This window comes from Candidatus Poriferisocius sp. (genome assembly GCF_965214065.1).
Taxonomy (GTDB): Bacteria; Actinomycetota; Acidimicrobiia; order Acidimicrobiales; family Bin134; genus Poriferisocius.
On record NZ_CBDCAT010000028.1, the window covers coordinates 21,238 to 36,422 of the forward strand.

At 64.0% G+C, this 15,185-nt stretch carries 18 protein-coding genes; 9 read left to right on the forward strand and 9 right to left on the reverse strand.

Features of this window, described 5'->3' with window-relative positions:
- Positions 1–13: 13 nt before the first annotated feature.
- Genes coxB through serS form a run of 6 tightly spaced genes read left to right on the forward strand, consistent with a single transcriptional unit; the run spans position 14 to position 6,525 of the window.
- Positions 14–1,279 (forward strand): cytochrome c oxidase subunit II, encoded by a 1,266-nt coding sequence (coxB, locus tag ACOOGG_RS11390; protein WP_420435220.1) that lies wholly within the window; start codon positions 14–16, stop codon positions 1,277–1,279.
- Between the two features lie 10 nt (positions 1,280–1,289).
- Positions 1,290–3,365, forward strand: a complete 2,076-nt coding sequence (gene ctaD / locus ACOOGG_RS11395; protein WP_420435221.1) for a cytochrome c oxidase subunit I — start codon at positions 1,290–1,292, stop codon at positions 3,363–3,365.
- Complete coding sequence (locus ACOOGG_RS11400; RefSeq protein WP_420435222.1) at positions 3,358–3,987, forward strand: cytochrome c oxidase subunit 3; 630 nt, start codon at positions 3,358–3,360, stop codon at positions 3,985–3,987. The genes ctaD and ACOOGG_RS11400 overlap by 8 nt, the downstream gene beginning before the upstream one ends.
- Positions 3,988–3,995: 8 nt before the next feature.
- The gene (locus tag ACOOGG_RS11405; protein ID WP_420435223.1) at positions 3,996–4,328 is read left to right on the forward strand and encodes a cytochrome C oxidase subunit IV family protein; all 333 of its coding nucleotides are present in this window, start codon (positions 3,996–3,998) and stop codon (positions 4,326–4,328) included.
- A gap of 14 nt (positions 4,329–4,342) precedes the next feature.
- Positions 4,343–5,254 carry a cytochrome c oxidase assembly protein gene (locus ACOOGG_RS11410; RefSeq protein ID WP_420435224.1) on the forward strand — a complete coding sequence of 304 codons (912 nt, stop codon included), beginning with the start codon at positions 4,343–4,345 and terminating at the stop codon, positions 5,252–5,254.
- A complete protein-coding gene (serS, locus tag ACOOGG_RS11415; protein ID WP_420435225.1) occupies positions 5,251–6,525 on the forward strand; it encodes a serine--tRNA ligase in 1,275 nt (424 codons plus the stop codon). The genes ACOOGG_RS11410 and serS overlap by 4 nt, the downstream gene beginning before the upstream one ends.
- A 10-nt stretch (positions 6,526–6,535) precedes the next feature.
- Here the strand turns inward: serS and ACOOGG_RS11420 are convergent, their stop codons facing one another.
- The 7 genes from ACOOGG_RS11420 to orn form a co-directional block, all read right to left on the reverse strand.
- On the reverse strand, positions 6,536–6,859 hold the full coding sequence (locus ACOOGG_RS11420) for a fluoride efflux transporter FluC (protein WP_420435226.1): 324 nt from the start codon (positions 6,857–6,859) through the stop codon (positions 6,536–6,538).
- Positions 6,856–7,248 (reverse strand): fluoride efflux transporter FluC, encoded by a 393-nt coding sequence (locus ACOOGG_RS11425; protein ID WP_420435227.1) that lies wholly within the window; start codon positions 7,246–7,248, stop codon positions 6,856–6,858. The genes ACOOGG_RS11420 and ACOOGG_RS11425 overlap by 4 nt, the downstream gene beginning before the upstream one ends.
- A gap of 1 nt (position 7,249) precedes the next feature.
- On the reverse strand, positions 7,250–8,377 hold the full coding sequence (locus tag ACOOGG_RS11430) for a cytochrome c biogenesis CcdA family protein (protein ID WP_420435228.1): 1,128 nt from the start codon (positions 8,375–8,377) through the stop codon (positions 7,250–7,252).
- Positions 8,378–8,387: 10 nt separating this feature from the next.
- Complete coding sequence (locus ACOOGG_RS11435) at positions 8,388–8,885, reverse strand: TlpA family protein disulfide reductase (RefSeq protein WP_420435229.1); 498 nt, start codon at positions 8,883–8,885, stop codon at positions 8,388–8,390.
- 16 nt (positions 8,886–8,901) lie between these two features.
- Entirely contained in the window at positions 8,902–9,240 is a 339-nt protein-coding gene (locus tag ACOOGG_RS11440; protein ID WP_420435230.1) for a WhiB family transcriptional regulator, read from the reverse strand.
- Positions 9,241–9,602: 362 nt separating this feature from the next.
- Complete coding sequence (locus tag ACOOGG_RS11445) at positions 9,603–10,679, reverse strand: MBL fold metallo-hydrolase (RefSeq protein WP_420435231.1); 1,077 nt, start codon at positions 10,677–10,679, stop codon at positions 9,603–9,605.
- Entirely contained in the window at positions 10,676–11,227 is a 552-nt protein-coding gene (gene orn / locus ACOOGG_RS11450; protein ID WP_420435232.1) for an oligoribonuclease, read from the reverse strand. Before orn ends, ACOOGG_RS11445 begins: the two co-directional genes overlap by 4 nt.
- Positions 11,228–11,327: 100 nt before the next feature.
- Here orn and dut point away from each other — a divergent pair, with 100 nt between their 5' ends.
- Positions 11,328–11,765, forward strand: coding sequence for a dUTP diphosphatase (gene dut, locus ACOOGG_RS11455; RefSeq protein WP_420435233.1), 438 nt, complete (start codon positions 11,328–11,330; stop codon positions 11,763–11,765).
- Between the two features lie 23 nt (positions 11,766–11,788).
- Here the strand turns inward: dut and ACOOGG_RS11460 are convergent, their stop codons facing one another.
- Positions 11,789–12,151, reverse strand: a complete 363-nt coding sequence (locus tag ACOOGG_RS11460; RefSeq protein WP_420435234.1) for a hypothetical protein — start codon at positions 12,149–12,151, stop codon at positions 11,789–11,791.
- A 114-nt stretch (positions 12,152–12,265) separates the two neighbouring features.
- On the opposite strand from ACOOGG_RS11460, the gene ACOOGG_RS11465 reads away from it, so the two are divergent.
- Together ACOOGG_RS11465 and ACOOGG_RS11470 are read left to right on the forward strand one after the other, a co-directional pair.
- Positions 12,266–13,045 carry an aspartate dehydrogenase domain-containing protein gene (locus ACOOGG_RS11465; protein ID WP_420435235.1) on the forward strand — a complete coding sequence of 260 codons (780 nt, stop codon included), beginning with the start codon at positions 12,266–12,268 and terminating at the stop codon, positions 13,043–13,045.
- Positions 13,046–13,145: 100 nt separating this feature from the next.
- Positions 13,146–14,420, forward strand: a complete 1,275-nt coding sequence (locus ACOOGG_RS11470) for an ammonium transporter (RefSeq protein ID WP_420435236.1) — start codon at positions 13,146–13,148, stop codon at positions 14,418–14,420.
- A gap of 1 nt (position 14,421) precedes the next feature.
- Here ACOOGG_RS11470 and ACOOGG_RS11475 read toward each other — a convergent pair whose 3' ends face one another.
- The gene (locus tag ACOOGG_RS11475) at positions 14,422–15,183 is read right to left on the reverse strand and encodes a hypothetical protein (protein WP_420435237.1); all 762 of its coding nucleotides are present in this window, start codon (positions 15,181–15,183) and stop codon (positions 14,422–14,424) included.
- Positions 15,184–15,185: the final 2 nt, after the last annotated feature.

Consider the following 15,185-nt stretch of genomic DNA (forward strand, 5'->3'; position numbering starts at 1 on the left):
GGGGCGGTGTCCGATGAGCAGTCGGCTCAAGGCTCTGGTCTGGCTATCGAGCCTGCTGGTGATCGCCGGCACCATCGCGCTGATCGTGGTCGGCATCGTGGTCACCGACGATCACCCGCTGTCCACCCTGTCTCCGGTCGGCCGCCAGGGACGCGACATCGCCCGGCTCATCAACCCCATCTTCATCGTGGCCGGTGTGGTGTTCTTCCTGGTGCAGGGGGCGGTGCTGGCGCTTTGGTGGCGCTACCGGGTGGGCGGCTCCGATACCGGTGACGGCGAGCACGGCTTCTACGAAGACGACGAGTTCCCCGACCAGATCCACGGCAACGACCGCCTCGAAATCGCCTGGACCATCATCCCGACGGTGCTATTGGCCGTGATCTCGGTGTTCACCCTGGTGGCCCTGTTCGCCCTCGACGATGTGGAGGCCTCCGAAGAGGACATGGTGGTCACCGTGATCGGCCAGCAGTGGTGGTGGGAGTACCAGTACCACCTGGACGGCGACACCACGACTGCGCCCGACTTCGTGACCGCCAACGAATTGGTCATCCCCGCCGGGGTCGACGTGGCCCTCGACATCAAATCACGCGACGTGATCCACTCCTTCTGGATACCTAAGTTGAACGGCAAGCGCGACGCCGTTCCCGGCCGCAGCCACGACTGGGTGATCCAAGCCGACAACCCCGGCCGCTATCGGGGGCAGTGCACCGAGTTCTGCGGTCTCTCCCATGGCTACATGAAGATGGTGGCCGTGGCCCTCACCCCCTCAGAATTCGCCCAGTGGAGAGACAACCAGATGACCCCGGCCGAGGCTCCCGCCGAGGGCACGGCCGCAGCCGCGGGCTGGGAAGTCTTCAGCCAGCAGTGCGCCAGCTGCCACGCAGTCAATGGGCTCACCTCCGCGGCCAACAGAGGCGGCGCCGCTGAGTCGCCTCCCGACGATTGGGACATCTACGGCGAGTTCAACGGCGGCTACGCCGGTCCTGTCATCACCGATGAGCTAATCGCCGGCGCCGCCCCCAACCTGACCCACTTGATGACCCGAGGCACGTTCGCCGGATCTATTTTCGATCTCTATTTGGGCGCCGGCGACCATATCCCGTACCTGGAACTGGCCAACCAGGGCACCCTCAACCGGGGCGACCTGGAGGCCTGGATCTACAACGCCCCTGAGCGCAAGCCCGCCGATGCCGACGGCCTCCGAGGAATGCCTGCCCGTACCGGTCTGAGCACCACCGACATCGACAATGTCGTTGCCTTCCTGTCCACCCTCGACTGATTGTAATTGCATGACCGTCACTGACCGCACGATCACCGCCCCAGAGGAGACCTTGGCGCTGCCGGCGGGCCCTGCCGTTGCCCACCGTCCCCTGGGCGTGTTCACCCGGCCCCAAGGCAGCGAGGGCTGGACGAGCTGGCTGTTCACCGTCGACCACAAGCGCATAGGCATCATGTACGGCGCGGCGGCCATGTTCTTCTTCTTGGTGGGCGGGGCCGAAGCCCTGTTCATCCGCCTCCAGTTGGCCACTCCCAACGGCTCCGTAATCGGCGCTGGCACCTACAACGGCGTGTTCACTATGCACGGCGTGACCATGGTGTTCTTGGTGATCATGCCCATGGCCGCGGCCTTCGCCAACTATCTGCTTCCCCTGCAAGTGGGGGCCCGAGACGTGGCCTTCCCCCGTCTCAACGCCTTCAGCTTCTGGTGTTTCTTGGCCGGCGGCCTACTCCTCGTCTCCTCGATCTTCATCGGCGGCTGGTTCCAGAACGCTCCCGACGGCGGCTGGTTCAACTACGCCCCCAACAGCGGGCTACCCTTCTCACCGTCCAAGGGGATTGACTTCTACGCCGTCGGCTTGCAGATAACCGGTATCGCGTCGTTGGTCAGCTCTATCAACCTGATCGTCACCGTGTTGAACATGCGTACCAAGGGCATGAGCTTCTTCCGAATGCCCGTGCTCACCTGGATGCTGCTCATCACCCAGTTCCTGTTGCTGTTCGCCATCCCGGTCATCACCGTGGCCCTGTTCTTGTTGATGTTCGACCGGCTGTGGGACGCCAACTTCTTCAACGTGGAGGCCGGGGCTGACCCGCTTCTATGGCAGCACCTGTTCTGGATATTCGGCCATCCCGAGGTGTACATCCTGATTCTGCCCGCCTTCGGGATCGTTTCGGAGATCATCCCCACGTTCTCTCGCAAGCCCCTGTTCGGCTACCACTTCATGGTCGCCTCCGGTATCGCCATCGGGTTCATGGGCTGGGGGGTGTGGGCCCACCACATGTTCACCTCGGGCATCGGGCCGCTGGCGGTGGCCGCGTTCTCGGTTTCCACCATGTTCATCGCCGTGCCCACCGGGGTGAAGATCCTCAACTGGCTGGCCACCATGTACCGAGGTCGACTGCGATTTACCACCCCCATGCTGTATGCCGTGGGAGTGGTGTCGATGTTCACCATCGGCGGGCTTTCGGGGGTGACCCACGCCATCGCCCCGTCCGACACCCAGCAGACCGACACCTATTACATCGTGGCCCACTTCCACTACGTGATCTTCGGCGGGGCGCTGCTCGGCCTGTTCGGCGGCTTCCACTTCTGGTGGCCCAAAGCGTTCGGCTACAAGCTGAATGAGGCGTGGGGCAAGGCCGCCTTCTGGATATTGCTCATCGGCTTCAACTTCACCTTCGGACCCATGCACATATTGGGCTTGCAGGGCATGTCCCGGCGCATTGCCACCTACCGAGCCGACGAGGGCTTTGCGCTGTGGAACATGGTGGCCACCATCGCAGCGTTCGTCATCGCCCTCGGGGTGGCCATGTTCTTGTGGAACATCTACGCCAGCACCCGGAAATGGCAGCGGGCCGGCCGCCCCGACGTGGGCCCCGACCCGTGGGACGCCCGCGGCCTTGAGTGGATGACCGCCTCCCCGGTGCCCGAGCACAACTTCGACTCGGAGATAGAGGTGGAGCGCCTCGACGACTTCTGGCACCGCAAGTACGGCGTCGACGAGAACCACCGGGTGGTGAGAACGGCCACCGCCGAAGAAATTGCCCACGACGGCAGCAACACCAAAGTGCACCTGCCGTCCCCGTCGTACTGGCCCATCGTTTTGAGCGGAGGGATCCTGCTGGTGGGCTACGGCCTCATTTACAACCTGTGGCTGGCCGCTGCCGGGCTGGTGCTCTTGGTGGGGGCCATCTACGGCTGGGTTCTGGAACCGGCCGACGACCCCGACGACGCTGGCCACCACGACGATCATCACGACGACGGCGATGACCACGGCGATCCCGCTGGCAACGGCGGACCGGACGGAGAGTCCGCCTCAGCCGCAGCGCCGGCTGATACCGAGGAGGCGGCGACCGTTGGATGACACATTGACTGCCGAGACACCGGCCACCGAGGCTGCTTCCCACGCTGAGGAGCACCACACCAGCACCGGCATCTCCAATGAGAAGCTGGCCATGTGGGTGTTCCTTGGTTCGGAGTGCCTGCTGTTCGGCGGGCTTATCTCCACCTATATGTTCAACAAGGGCCGCATCGGCCCTAACGACATCGGCCCCAGCGACTTGTTCGACATCCCGTTCACGTCGGTCAGCTCGTTCGTGCTGCTGATGAGCTCGCTGACCATGGTGTTCGCGGTGTCGGCCGTCGCCCGGGGCGATATTCGAGGCAACCGCATCTGGCTGGCCACCACCGCCGCGCTGGGGGCCACCTTTGTGGCCGGGCAGGTGTACGAGTTCACCGCGTTCTACAGCGAGGGCCTGGGCTTTACCACCAACCTGTTCGGCTCCGCCTTCTATGCCCTGACCGGCTTCCACGGCGCTCACGTCACCATCGGCATCATCATGCTGATGTCTTTGTTCGTGATGTCGATGCGGGGCAACCTGGGGCCGGAGCGGGCCGAGACCGTAGAGATCATCGGTTTGTACTGGCACTTCGTCGATGTCGTCTGGATCGTGATCTTCACGATCGTGTACCTCTTCCCGCAATAGGATCAGCCATGGCCACCGTCACTCCTGAGTCTCCTGACACGGCACACGCTCCCGAGCAGCACGCCCATCCCACCGACTGGCTCTATGTCAAGGTGGCCATAGCCCTCGCGCTGCTCACCGCGTTCGAGGTCTTCACCTATTTTGAAACGGTTCACGGGTGGGGTGACACCGCCATAATCATCATGCTGGTTTTGATGATGCTGGTGAAGTTCTTCTTGGTGGTGGCCTTCTTCATGCACCTGAAGTTCGACGCCCCGATCTTCTGGCGCTTGTTCGTGTTCGGGCTGATTTTGGCCATGGCGGTGTACATGGTCATGTTGACCGCGTTCCGCTTCTGGTAGACGGACTGGCCGTCGTGGTCTTCGCGGCCGATACCGATATCTGGCGGTTCCAGCCCCACGCCGAGGTCTGGCTAATCCTGCTGGCCGCCATCGCCATGGCCTGGTACGCGGCCCGGATCATCGCCCCCAAAGCCGCTCCGGCCGGCGAAGCCCCGTTTGCCCGCTACCACAAGCTGGCCTTCGTCGGGGCCATGGTGTTGCTGTGGGTGGCCAGCGACTGGCCAATGCACGACATCTCTGAGGAGTACCTGTACTCGGTGCACATGATCCAGCATCTGCTCATCACCTTTGTGGTGCCCCCGCTGCTGTGGGCGGCCATGCCCGAGTGGCTGGCCCGGCTTGTGCTCAGCGGCGACGGCAGCGTCGGGGTGTGGGTGCGGCGGCTGGCCCGTCCGGTATTAGCCGGGGTTTTGTTCAACTTCATGGTGGCGGTGAGCCACATCCCCTGGGTGGTCAACACCTCGGTAGAAAGCGGCGCCCTGCACTACTTCGTGCACCTGCTGCTGTTCGGCTCTGCGATGGTGATGTGGCTGCCGGTGTGCGGTCCGATCCCCGAGCTGCGCATGGGCGCTCCCGGCAAGATGATCTACCTGTTCTTGATGTCGGTCGTGCCCACCGTTCCCGGTGCGTTCTTAACCTTTGCCCAGGGCGCGGTCTACAGCGTCTACGACCACGACGTCCGCATGTGGGGCATAGGCATCCGGGCTGACCAGCAAGCGGCCGGGCTCATCATGAAGCTGGTGGGCGGCATGTACCTGTGGGCATGGATCGGAGTGTTGTTCTTTCGCTGGGCCGGCGTCCAGCAGCGGGCCAACACCCAGATGAGGGTGGTCACCACGGTCCCATCGGGGCCCATCGCTGCCGATACTCGGGTTCCCGCCACGTCGGGTTCCAACGGCTCCCACACCACCAACGGCTCTCGATGATCGATCTGCGCCTGGTGCGCTCCGACTACGACGCGGCACGGGCTGCGCTGGCCCGCCGGGGGATCGACCTGTCGGAACTGGAGCATGTGGCCGCCCTGGATGAACGCCACCGCAATCTCATTACCCAGCGAGATGCCCTGCGCCATGAGGTTAAGGAGCTATCTCAGCAGGTCGGCCAGCTCAAGCGCGACGGCCGCGATGCCGAGGCGGATGCCGCGGCTGGCGAGAGCCGCCAGCGTGGCGAGCAGGAGAAGGCCCTAGCCGCCGAGGCCGACGCAGTTGCCGACGAAATCCACCAGTTGCTGTTGCACATCCCCAACCTGCCTGCCGCCGACACCCCCGACGGCGCGGACGAAACCGACAATCCTGTTCTGCGGGTGGAGAACTTCGATCCCGATTCCTACGGAGACCACCAGCGAGTTCCTCACTGGGAGTTTGCCGTAGAAGCTGGCTGGCTGGACATGGAGCGGGCCGCCAAGCTGTCGGGGTCCATGTTCGCCATGCTCCGGGGGGCTGGGGCGTCGCTGGCCCGGGCCATGGTCCAGTTCGGGCTCGACCGCAACGCTGACCGCTACGAGGAGATCCGCCCGCCCACCTTGGTCCACAGCGAGATCATGGTGAGCACCGGCCAGCTCCCCAAGTTCGCCGACGACGCCTACTGGTTGGAGCGAGACGACTTGTGGGCCATCCCCACCGCCGAGGTGCCGCTTACCTCGCTGGCTTCCGGCGAAATCCTCGACGAGGCCGACCTGCCCATGAGGATGATGGCCCACACTTCCTGCTATCGCCGCGAGGCCGGCGCCGCCGGTCGCGATACCCGAGGACTCCTGCGCGTACACGAGTTCGACAAGGTGGAGATATTGGCCTACGCCACCCCCGACCAAGCGCCCGCGGTTCACGCTGAGATCCTGGAGCGGGCCGAGGCCGCAGTGGCCGAGTTGGGTTTGGCCTACCGCATCGTGGACATCTGCACCGGCGATTTGGGCCAGTCCCACCACCGATCGTGGGACGTGGAGGTTTACGCCCCCGGCGCCGACCAGTGGCTGGAGGTGTCGTCGTGCTCCTGGTACTCCGACTACCAGGCCCGCCGAGCCAACCTCCGATACCGGCCCACCGGCGAAAAGGGCACCCGCATCCTCCACACCCTCAACGGCTCCGCCCTCGCCGTCCCCCGAGTATGGGCCGCAATAGTCGAGACCTACCGTCAACCCGACGGCTCCGTGGTCGTCCCCGAGGTGCTACGCCCCTATCTAGGCCGAGCCACGCTCTGATTCAGGGCCGCTAGTCCGAGACTGCCAGACCGCCAGCGGCTGCGGCGAGGCCGAGGGCGAGGCTGACGGCGAGGTAGGCGGCGGCCCGCCTGCGGCCCAAGGTGGTCAGCTCCACCGCAAACGCCGACAACGTGGTCAGCGATCCCAGTGCGCCCACGCCCACTGCGGTCATCACCGGATTACCGCTGCCGGCCAGCAGGCCCAAAGCGAAGCTGCCGGCCACATTCACTCCCAGGGTCCCCCAGGGCCAGGTTGGCGCATTGAACCTCTGAGCAGCTTCAGCCCGAACCAGCGCTCCGGCCACCGCCAGTACCACGAAACCGAGCGCCGTCATGGTGCCGCCCGCCTCCAGGCCGTCCGCAGAGCGGCGCCAACCAACGCCAGAGCCACCCCGCCCGCAACCGAGACGGCCAGATAACTGGCGGCAAAGCCCCAGTCGCCGTTGCGGGCCATCTCAGCCACGTCCACGGTCAGCGCCGAGAACGTGGTCAGGCTGCCGCAGAAGCCGGTGCTCAGTCCGAGGCTCACCGGAAGCTGGGCCCGGGCCGACCACGCGGCCGCAGCCACATAGCCGAGCAGCAGGCAACCAGCCAGATTGACGGCCAGCACTCCCCAGGGCCAAGTGTCGGAGGCGGGCAGCACCTCGACCAGCCCCCAGCGCCCGCCGGCCCCGGCCAGCCCTCCTAGCCCGACGGCAATCGCGGCCCGTGGTGCAAGAGACAAGCTATGCGCTACCGCTTCCGACCATGGGCGGGCCGGGGTCGCTCCGGGGCCGAAGGCGAATCCACAACACGATGCCCACGATCACCGCCAGCAGCACCTCCCAGAAAACCGGCCACCGGCCGGGATCGGTGAACCAATTGCCCACTCGCTCGGGGATGGCCGCAATGGTTCGCACGATGGGCAGTATCAACAGATCGCCCTGGTAATTGACGGCCTCCGCCACCCCATACCCTGTGGCCACCACTGCACTGGCCGAAAGAAGCCAAGGCCGGGGAATATTGCGGCGGAGCGCCCATAGCAGCAGGGTCAGCACCACGATCGCGGTGGCCAGGCCGAAGCGGTTGCCGCCCACGTCGATGATCCAGTTCTCCAGTCGGTTGGAAACCATGTAGGAGGCTTCGACGAATGGATTGGTGGCTTCGAAGTCGTCGCGCAACAGCACTTGGACCTCCCACCAGCCGTAGAACCCGAGCACCACACCGGCCACAACCAAGAAACCGCCTGAAATCTTGTTTATGTGGGGCAATAGGCGGCGCATGTTGGCGGTGACCCCCGATCGTCCCATGGCCACTGCCAGCGTCAAGATGGTGATGACCAGCCCCATGCCCAGGGCGTAGGCCAGAAATCGCAGGGTTCCCTCCCACACCCCATCGGTGCTGAACGAGCCGCTCACGCTGCCGAAGAACACTGGGCTGGCGCATCCCAGCGACACCACCGCATAAGACACCCCGAACAAGAACATGGAGATAAGTCCTTGGCTGTCGCCTCCCTTGGACAGTCGGGGCACAGAGATCTTGGGCTCGAAGCCAGCCAGCATGGCGATTCCCAGCACCACCATGAGTCCGCTGATCACAAGTGTGATCCACGGACCTCGGTCGGCAATGGTGGAGGTGGATATGAGCGACGAGGTAAGTGCGCCGATGATGCCGAAGAAGGCCACGAATCCAGCAGTAAGGGTGAGCCCGACCAGCAATCCCCGGAGGACGTTTCGCCCGGTGTCACCCGCCTGGTCCGCGCTCCCGATTCCCAAGAAGTAGGCCAGATAGGCCGGCAGCATGGCGAATCCGCACGGATTGACGGCGGCGACCAAACCGGCTCCAAACGGGACCGCCAGATCAAAGTCGAACACAACTGGAAGGTTACGAGGTGAAGTGCGTATCCAGGTGGTCGGTGATCTGTTCGGAGGTCAGGCCGCCGGTGTGCTGGTAGACGACCTCGCCGTCGGCGGTGATGAAAAATGTGGTCGGCATGCCCAGAATCCCTAAGGAGTTACCGATGGCGGAATCCGGGTCCAAGCCGGTGGCGTAGGTAACTCCAGTATCAGCCACGATCTCCCGGGCTTTCGTCATGGTGTCGTTGAAGGCTAGGCCAACGAAGGTCACATCGGGACGCTCTTGCTGGGCCGCCTCGAACGCTGGCATCTCGGCAACGCAGGGCGTACACCATGAAGCGAAGAAGTTGAGTACGACAGGGCGGTCGAGAAAAGCGTCAATCGTGCCAGTGCCACCGTCCAGTAGTTCGAATTCTATGTCGGTGGCTTGGACATCGTCGCCGGCTCCCGATCCACAGGAGCCGGCGACGACGGCGAACAGCGACACGGCGACGACTAGCGCCGCCAGGCGGTGCTGCCCGGCCATCAGGCCAACCAGGCCATCAGGCCGAGCGGAGCCGCTCGCGCAGATGCTCGGGCACCGGCACCTGGACGAACTCGTCCTCGGGCCGGGGCACCTTGGCCGGACGACCCCGGCGGCGCTTGCTGGTCAGTACCTTGCCGTTGCGGAACAGCTGGCCACCCCACACTCCCCACGGCTCACGGCGGGCGATGGCGCCCTCCAAGCACTGGGCCATCACTGGGCACTCGGCGCAGATGGCCTTGGCCCGGGAGATGTGCTGGAGCTCGTCGGAGAAGAAGATCTCCCCGAGCGAGGCGTCGTCGGTTCGGCACGCGGCGTCCACACGCCACGGTGCGTTTTCAAAGAGCAGCGCCTCCATGTTTTTCTCCTTTCGGGGGTCTTCGGTTGGGATTTTCCAATCGATGGTTTGATGGTGGGTAGAAACTGAAAAGGCCGCCGGATTTTTCCGGCGGCCTCGGTGGATATTTGATCCTTGTAGGTGCTCTACGTGGATCCTCCCCGAGGCCTGGTGTTGGCAGTCTTCTGACCAAACACGCATGGTGTGTGATGGGTCGTCCAATAGCCGGGGTGAATTCGGCCTATGTCAGCCATCGCTACACGCGCGGCGCGGCTTTGGCAGCCGACTGCGAGGTAGCTCCTGCTAAACATGACCACTACTCAACAGTGTATTGAGCGCGATGTCAATTTATTTCCCGATCAATTTGGGTTGACGGCCGACTACTACAGCCCGGGCTTGATCTCGAATGTCACCAGCCCGTCGGAAGTGGCGTCTTGGCGGGCTTCGCCGATCACCTTGAGATGAACGAGGTGGGCGAACGTCTCGCTGGCCGCCATGTCGCCCCAGGCCCGCTCGCTGAATAGCACCCGCATGTACTCCTCCACCGTGGCTTGGCCCAGCTTGTCGCTGGCATGACGTAGCACATTCAGGCGCTCGTGGTGGTGGTCGCCGATGTCGTCGGCTCGGGCCCCGATATCAGAGAACGGATGCCCGTGGGCCGGCAGGGCCACCGTGGCACCCTCCAGGGTCTTCATTCGATCCAATGAGTCGAAGAACTCAGCCAGCGAGTCATCAGAGTCACTGCGGCCGGCGATGTGGGGAGTGATGGTGGGCAACACGTGATCGCCGGAGAACACCGCGCCGTGCTCGGGGTCGTAGAGGCACAGGTGGTCTCCGGTGTGGCCGGGCGTGTGAAGCGCCACCCACTCCCGCCGAGCGAAGGTCACGACCTGGCTGTCCACCACCTTCACTGTTGGCTTGGGAGTCTGGAACCAGCGGGCGTGAAAGTTGTCGCGGGCCCGGAACCGCTGGATGTACTCCCGGCTGGGCGGCGTGCGCTCGGTGCCCCACGGGGTGAGTTGCCGGAAGCTCTGTTCAATCCTCTCCAGCACCTCCTCTTCGGGGGCATTGCCCTCGGCGTCGTGGGATTCTTTGGCTTCGCCGCGCTCCCAAATGGGGCGAAAGCTCTCATGGGTCAAGATGTCGGCCCCGGCCTCCTCCCGCAGCCGCTCAGCGCCGCCGAAGTGGTCGAAATGAGAGTGGGTGATGATGGCGGTGTGGACGTCGCCGATCTTGTAGCCGGCCCGGCCTAGCCGGTCGACCAGGGCGTTCCACGAATCAGGGCCGGGCAGGCCCGGATCCACCACCGCCACTCCTCGCTCGTCTTCCATCACGTAGCAGTTCACGTGGCCCAGCCCCGGCAGGTTCACCGGCAACATGGTGCGCAGTACTCCGGGCATGACCTCTGTGATCTCGGTGGTGGCCTCCTCCTGTTCCTGCTTGCGGGGTCCCTCGGTCACGTCCCACCTTTGGTTGGGAGGCTGAAGAAGTTGTCTCGGTAGTGGCGCAGCTCGCTGAGGCTCTCGCGGATGTCGTCGAGGGCCCGATGGCCTTTGGCCTTCTTGGGGGCTCCCTGATAGGCGGGGGGATGCCACCGTCGAGCCAGCTCTTTGACGGTGGAGACGTCGATGGAGCGATAGTGCAGAAAGTTCTCCAACTCGGGGAGCTGCGCGGCCAAGAATCGGCGGTCCACTCCGATGGAATTGCCGCACAATGGCACGGTGCGGGGCTTGTCGATGTGTTTCCTGAGGAAGGCCAGGGTTATCTCGCCGGCGGCCTCCAAGCTGAGCGTGGATGCCCTGATCTCGTCTAACAGCCCGCTTTTTGTGTGCATCTCCACCACTATGCCCTGCATCGAGGCTAGGGCTTCTGGGGAGGCCGAAACCACCAGGTCAGGCCCTTCTGCTACCAATTCCAGGTTGTCGTCGGTGACTAGAGTGGCGATTTCCACGATCACATCGCGGGCCGGGTTGAGGCCCGTCATCTCCAAGTCCATCCAAGCCAGCATGCTGGGTTGACCCTAGATGCTGACTGGCGGAAAACCTGAGTCAGCAGGCTTTTCTGACGAATCGAATCAACGGCCTTTCCGGCCAGGTAGTGTCACCGCCGTGTTGGAGATCCCCATTGTCCGAAGCCGTCCTGACCTGCCGTTTCCCCGCTATGCCACCGAGGGTGATGCCGGTGCCGATCTGGTGGCCAGCGAAGACGTGGAGTTGGCGCCAGGCGGCGGCCGAGGGCTGGTACCCACCGGCACATACATCGCCATCCCCGAGGGTTATGCGGGGTTCGTCCAGCCCCGCAGCGGTCTGGCCCTGCGCCACGGTGTCACCTGTCTGAACACGCCGGGGCTGATCGACTCCGGTTATCGCGGGGAGCTGAAGGTGCTGCTGGTTAACACCGATCCGGTTGAGCCGTTCCTTGTCCGCCGGGGCGAGCGGATCGCCCAGCTTGTGCTGCAAAAGGTGGAGCAAGCCGACTTCGTCGAGGTTGAGGAACTCCCCCCGTCCTCCCGGGGATCAGGCGGCTTCGGCTCCACTGGTCGATAAAGGCGGCTCGATCCGACACTGATTCAGGCCGATTTCTGCAACCAGATGCGATGCTCGTCGGGGTCTAGTTTCCACGAGTCAACCAGCGATCCGGCGGTTGACTCGAACCGGTCGATCCTGTCGTGGGGGATCGGCTTGATGTCCCGCTGTTCGATCTGGGCTTCGACGGTCACGATTCCGGCCTTGCTCTGAAGGTCGAGAGCCAATGAGCCGCCGGGATGCTCGGGGTCGAGTAGCAGCAGCACTGCCTCCTTGATGGCCTGGCTGAGTTGGTCGATGTCGCCGGATGAGAAGCCCAGGTGGGTGGCGGCGTGGACGACGGCAATGTCGGCCATGCGGCTGTACTCAGGGGCCGCTGGCAACCTGACTCGAACGTCACCGTTCATGCTTGCCTGCTTGCCGGGTTTCTGGGTGCCACGCGCCCCATGCCCTCAGAGTACCAACCGGAGGGTGAACAAGGTGGTACGAGTGTCCACAGTCTCAACAGGTATTCTGACTCGATGCTTCGAGTGGGCCTGATCGGGTGTGGGGCCATTGGTTCGGTGGTGGCCCGTGAGCTCTCAGGGGGGGCAGTGCAGGGGGCCGAGCTGACCGCGGTTCTTGACCTCTTCGTTGATCATCCGCTCAGAGTGGGTGATCGGGAATCGCTGCTATGCGCATCAGATGTGGTAGTAGAAGCGGCCGGCCATGGGGCGCTTCGTGAGCACGGAGTGGCGGTGAGGGAATCGGGCACCGACCTGTTGGTGGTGAGCATCGGCGCTTTGGCCGATGATGAACTGGAGGCCGCGCTGCGAGGGGCTGGGGGCGGTCGCCTGTTCTTGTGTACGGGGGCCATTGGCGGGTTCGACATCCTGCGGGCCGCCATGCTGTTCGGACCGCTGGACGAGGTGGCCATTACCAGCACCAAGCCCACGGGGGTGCTGAGTCGACCTTGGATGGATGAGGCGGTGCTCGATGCCTTAGAGAATGGCTCCGAGTCGGTGACGGTGTTCGACGGGCCCGCCCGACAGGCCTGTGAACGCTTCCCGGAGTCGGCCAACGTCACCGCCACCTTGTCGCTGGCCACTGTCGGGTTCGATCGGGTGCGGGTGCAGATGGTGGGTGATCCAGAGGCCACTCGGGTGCGACACGTAGTGAGCGCCTCGGGGGAGGCGGGCACATATGAGCTTTCGTTCGAGAATGCCGCCTCTCCCGACAACCCCCGTACCAGCGCAGTCACCGCCTATTCGGTAATTCGATCTCTCACCGACATTCAACGACCGCCAGTGTCTTTTCTTTGAGTTCCGCAATGATCCTTGTCAGGTTCGCAGCCCCTTTGTAGCGTGGTCTGACATAGACCGTCTGCCATCAAAGAGGCAGTCGGAGCGACAGGGGGATGTCATGGTCGAGTTGCCAGACCAGTTTATTTTCAACACCTTTGCCTTTTTGGTCTGGGGTGCCTTGGTGATGTGGATGTGCGCGGGCTTCACGATGCTGGAGTCCGGCGCGGTCCGCACCAAGAACGCCTCCATGATCTGCCTCAAGAACATCGGCATCTACTCGATCGCCGGACTGGCCTATTTCATCGTCGGCTACAACCTCATGTACACCGGGGTCGGGGATCTTTGGGGTTCCTTCGAATTCCTCTATGGGCCGTCGGGCGCTGAGAAAGCTCTCCTTGACGGGGACCTGGGTGCGGTCGGTGCCGTGGTGGACAACGGATACGCCGTGATGTCCGACTGGTTCTTCCAGATGGTCTTCGTGGCTACTGCGGCCTCCATCGTTTCAGGGGCCATCGCCGAGCGCATCAAGCTGTGGTCGTTCTTCGCCTTCACCCTGGTACTGACTGCATTCATCTATCCCGTCGTCGGCTCTTGGACCTGGGGAGGCGGCTGGCTCGCCCAAGAGGGCTTCCAAGACTTCGCCGGCTCCACCATCGTCCACGGAACCGGCGGCTGGGCCGCGCTGGCCGGAGTGTTGGTAGTGGGCCCCCGCCTGGGCAAGTTCAAAAAAGACGGCAGCGTGAGGTCGACCCCGCCCTCCAACGTGTTGGTGGTGACGCTGGGCGTGTTCATTTTGTGGCTCGGCTGGTTTGGCTTCAACGGCGGCTCTCAGCTCGCCCTGGGCACCCCGGCCGATGCCGTGGCCATGACCATCGTGCTGGTCAACACCAATCTGGCCGCCGCGGCCGGCGTACTAGCCGCCCTGGCCGTCTCCCGCTCGGTATTGGGCAGGATCGACCTGTTCGCTGGCCTGAACGGCGCCATCGCCGGGTTGGTGGCCATCACCGCCGGTCCCACTATGGTGGATCACTGGTGGGCGATGGTCATTGGCGCCATTGGCGCCCTGTTCTGCACCATCGGCATCAGGGTGCTGGAGATGCTCAAGATCGACGATGTGGTCGGCGCCATTCCCGCCCACCTCATTGCTGGCATTTGGGGGACGCTGGCAGTCACCATCGCCGCCGGCGGCCGATTCCACATTCAGCTTCTGGGCATAGTGTCCATCGGCGCCTTCGTGTTCATCTCGTCGCTGCTGGTGTGGAAGCTGCTTGACGTGGTGATGGGTCTGCGGGTTTCATCAGAAGCCGAGCGCATGGGCCAAGACACCGCCGAACTCGGACTCGAGGCCTACCCCGAGTTCGTGCTTATGCCCGAGCCAAACGACTTGGACTAGATCAGGTGCAGGGCTCGGCCGGTGCCACGGCGGGAAGCCGGCCGGCCCGCATGGAGGTAACCGTGGCACCGTCGGTCTCAAAGATCACCCGGTAGTCGACATCGGTTTCGTCAACCGGGACGTATTGAATCGAGTTGCCGCTGCCGTCGGCATAGGGGGTGACCACCAGACGGGCCCCGAACAGCTCGTGGAGTTGGGCCTCGGTGCTGCCCACGCTGGCGCCCGACCGGGTGGTGATGTTCGGGTTGGTGATGTCCACCCGCTCGATGGAGCTGTTGTAGATCGTGACCACCACGCCCGAGGGCCCGTTGGCCGGGGCGAGCAGATAGCAGCGTGGAGTGCCGTCTTCTGGGCCGCCGGTCCACAGGGTGGGGAGCGCCTCGCTTGCCCCGTCGGGGGTCATGCCGAAGAACATCGAACCGAGTCCCGCGGTGGTGAGCTTGTCGGCGCTGCTGAACGCCGGATTGCTGAAGTCGATGGGCTCGGGGCGCTCTATCGGTTCACCCGTGGGTTCGGGGGCTGGTGTGGGCTCATCGACGGGCTCCGGTGTGGGCTCATCGACGGGCTCTGGGGCGGGCTCATCATCAACGGGCTCATCGTCGGAAGGAGTGTCGTCTACCGGTGCGGGTGTGGTCGGTGGCGCAGGTTCCTCTGCGGCAACGGTGGCAGTTGGATCGGTCTCATCGGCCGGTTCGGCGTCATCGTTGCCGCAGGCTGCGAGCAACAGTGCGAAGATGGCGAGCAGAGCAATCAGTCGATGCATGC

Bases quoted from the DNA above. Each gene is read 5' to 3' on its own strand.
- ACOOGG_RS11420 (WP_420435226.1), bottom strand. From the start codon at position 6,859: ATGACGGCGCTCGGTTTCGTGGTACTGGCGGTGGCCGGAGCGCTGGTT.
- ctaD (WP_420435221.1), top strand. From the start codon at position 1,290: ATGACCGTCACTGACCGCACGATCACCGCCCCAGAGGAGACCTTGGCG.
- ACOOGG_RS11440 (WP_420435230.1), bottom strand. From the start codon at position 9,240: ATGGAGGCGCTGCTCTTTGAAAACGCACCGTGGCGTGTGGACGCCGCG.
- ACOOGG_RS11465 (WP_420435235.1), top strand. From the start codon at position 12,266: ATGCTTCGAGTGGGCCTGATCGGGTGTGGGGCCATTGGTTCGGTGGTG.
- serS (WP_420435225.1), top strand. From the start codon at position 5,251: ATGATCGATCTGCGCCTGGTGCGCTCCGACTACGACGCGGCACGGGCT.
- ACOOGG_RS11460 (WP_420435234.1), bottom strand. From the start codon at position 12,151: ATGAACGGTGACGTTCGAGTCAGGTTGCCAGCGGCCCCTGAGTACAGC.
- ACOOGG_RS11405 (WP_420435223.1), top strand. From the start codon at position 3,996: ATGGCCACCGTCACTCCTGAGTCTCCTGACACGGCACACGCTCCCGAG.
- coxB (WP_420435220.1), top strand. From the start codon at position 14: ATGAGCAGTCGGCTCAAGGCTCTGGTCTGGCTATCGAGCCTGCTGGTG.
- ACOOGG_RS11435 (WP_420435229.1), bottom strand. From the start codon at position 8,885: ATGGCCGGGCAGCACCGCCTGGCGGCGCTAGTCGTCGCCGTGTCGCTG.
- orn (WP_420435232.1), bottom strand. From the start codon at position 11,227: ATGCTGGCTTGGATGGACTTGGAGATGACGGGCCTCAACCCGGCCCGC.
- ACOOGG_RS11475 (WP_420435237.1), bottom strand. From the start codon at position 15,183: ATGCATCGACTGATTGCTCTGCTCGCCATCTTCGCACTGTTGCTCGCA.
- ACOOGG_RS11470 (WP_420435236.1), top strand. From the start codon at position 13,146: ATGGTCGAGTTGCCAGACCAGTTTATTTTCAACACCTTTGCCTTTTTG.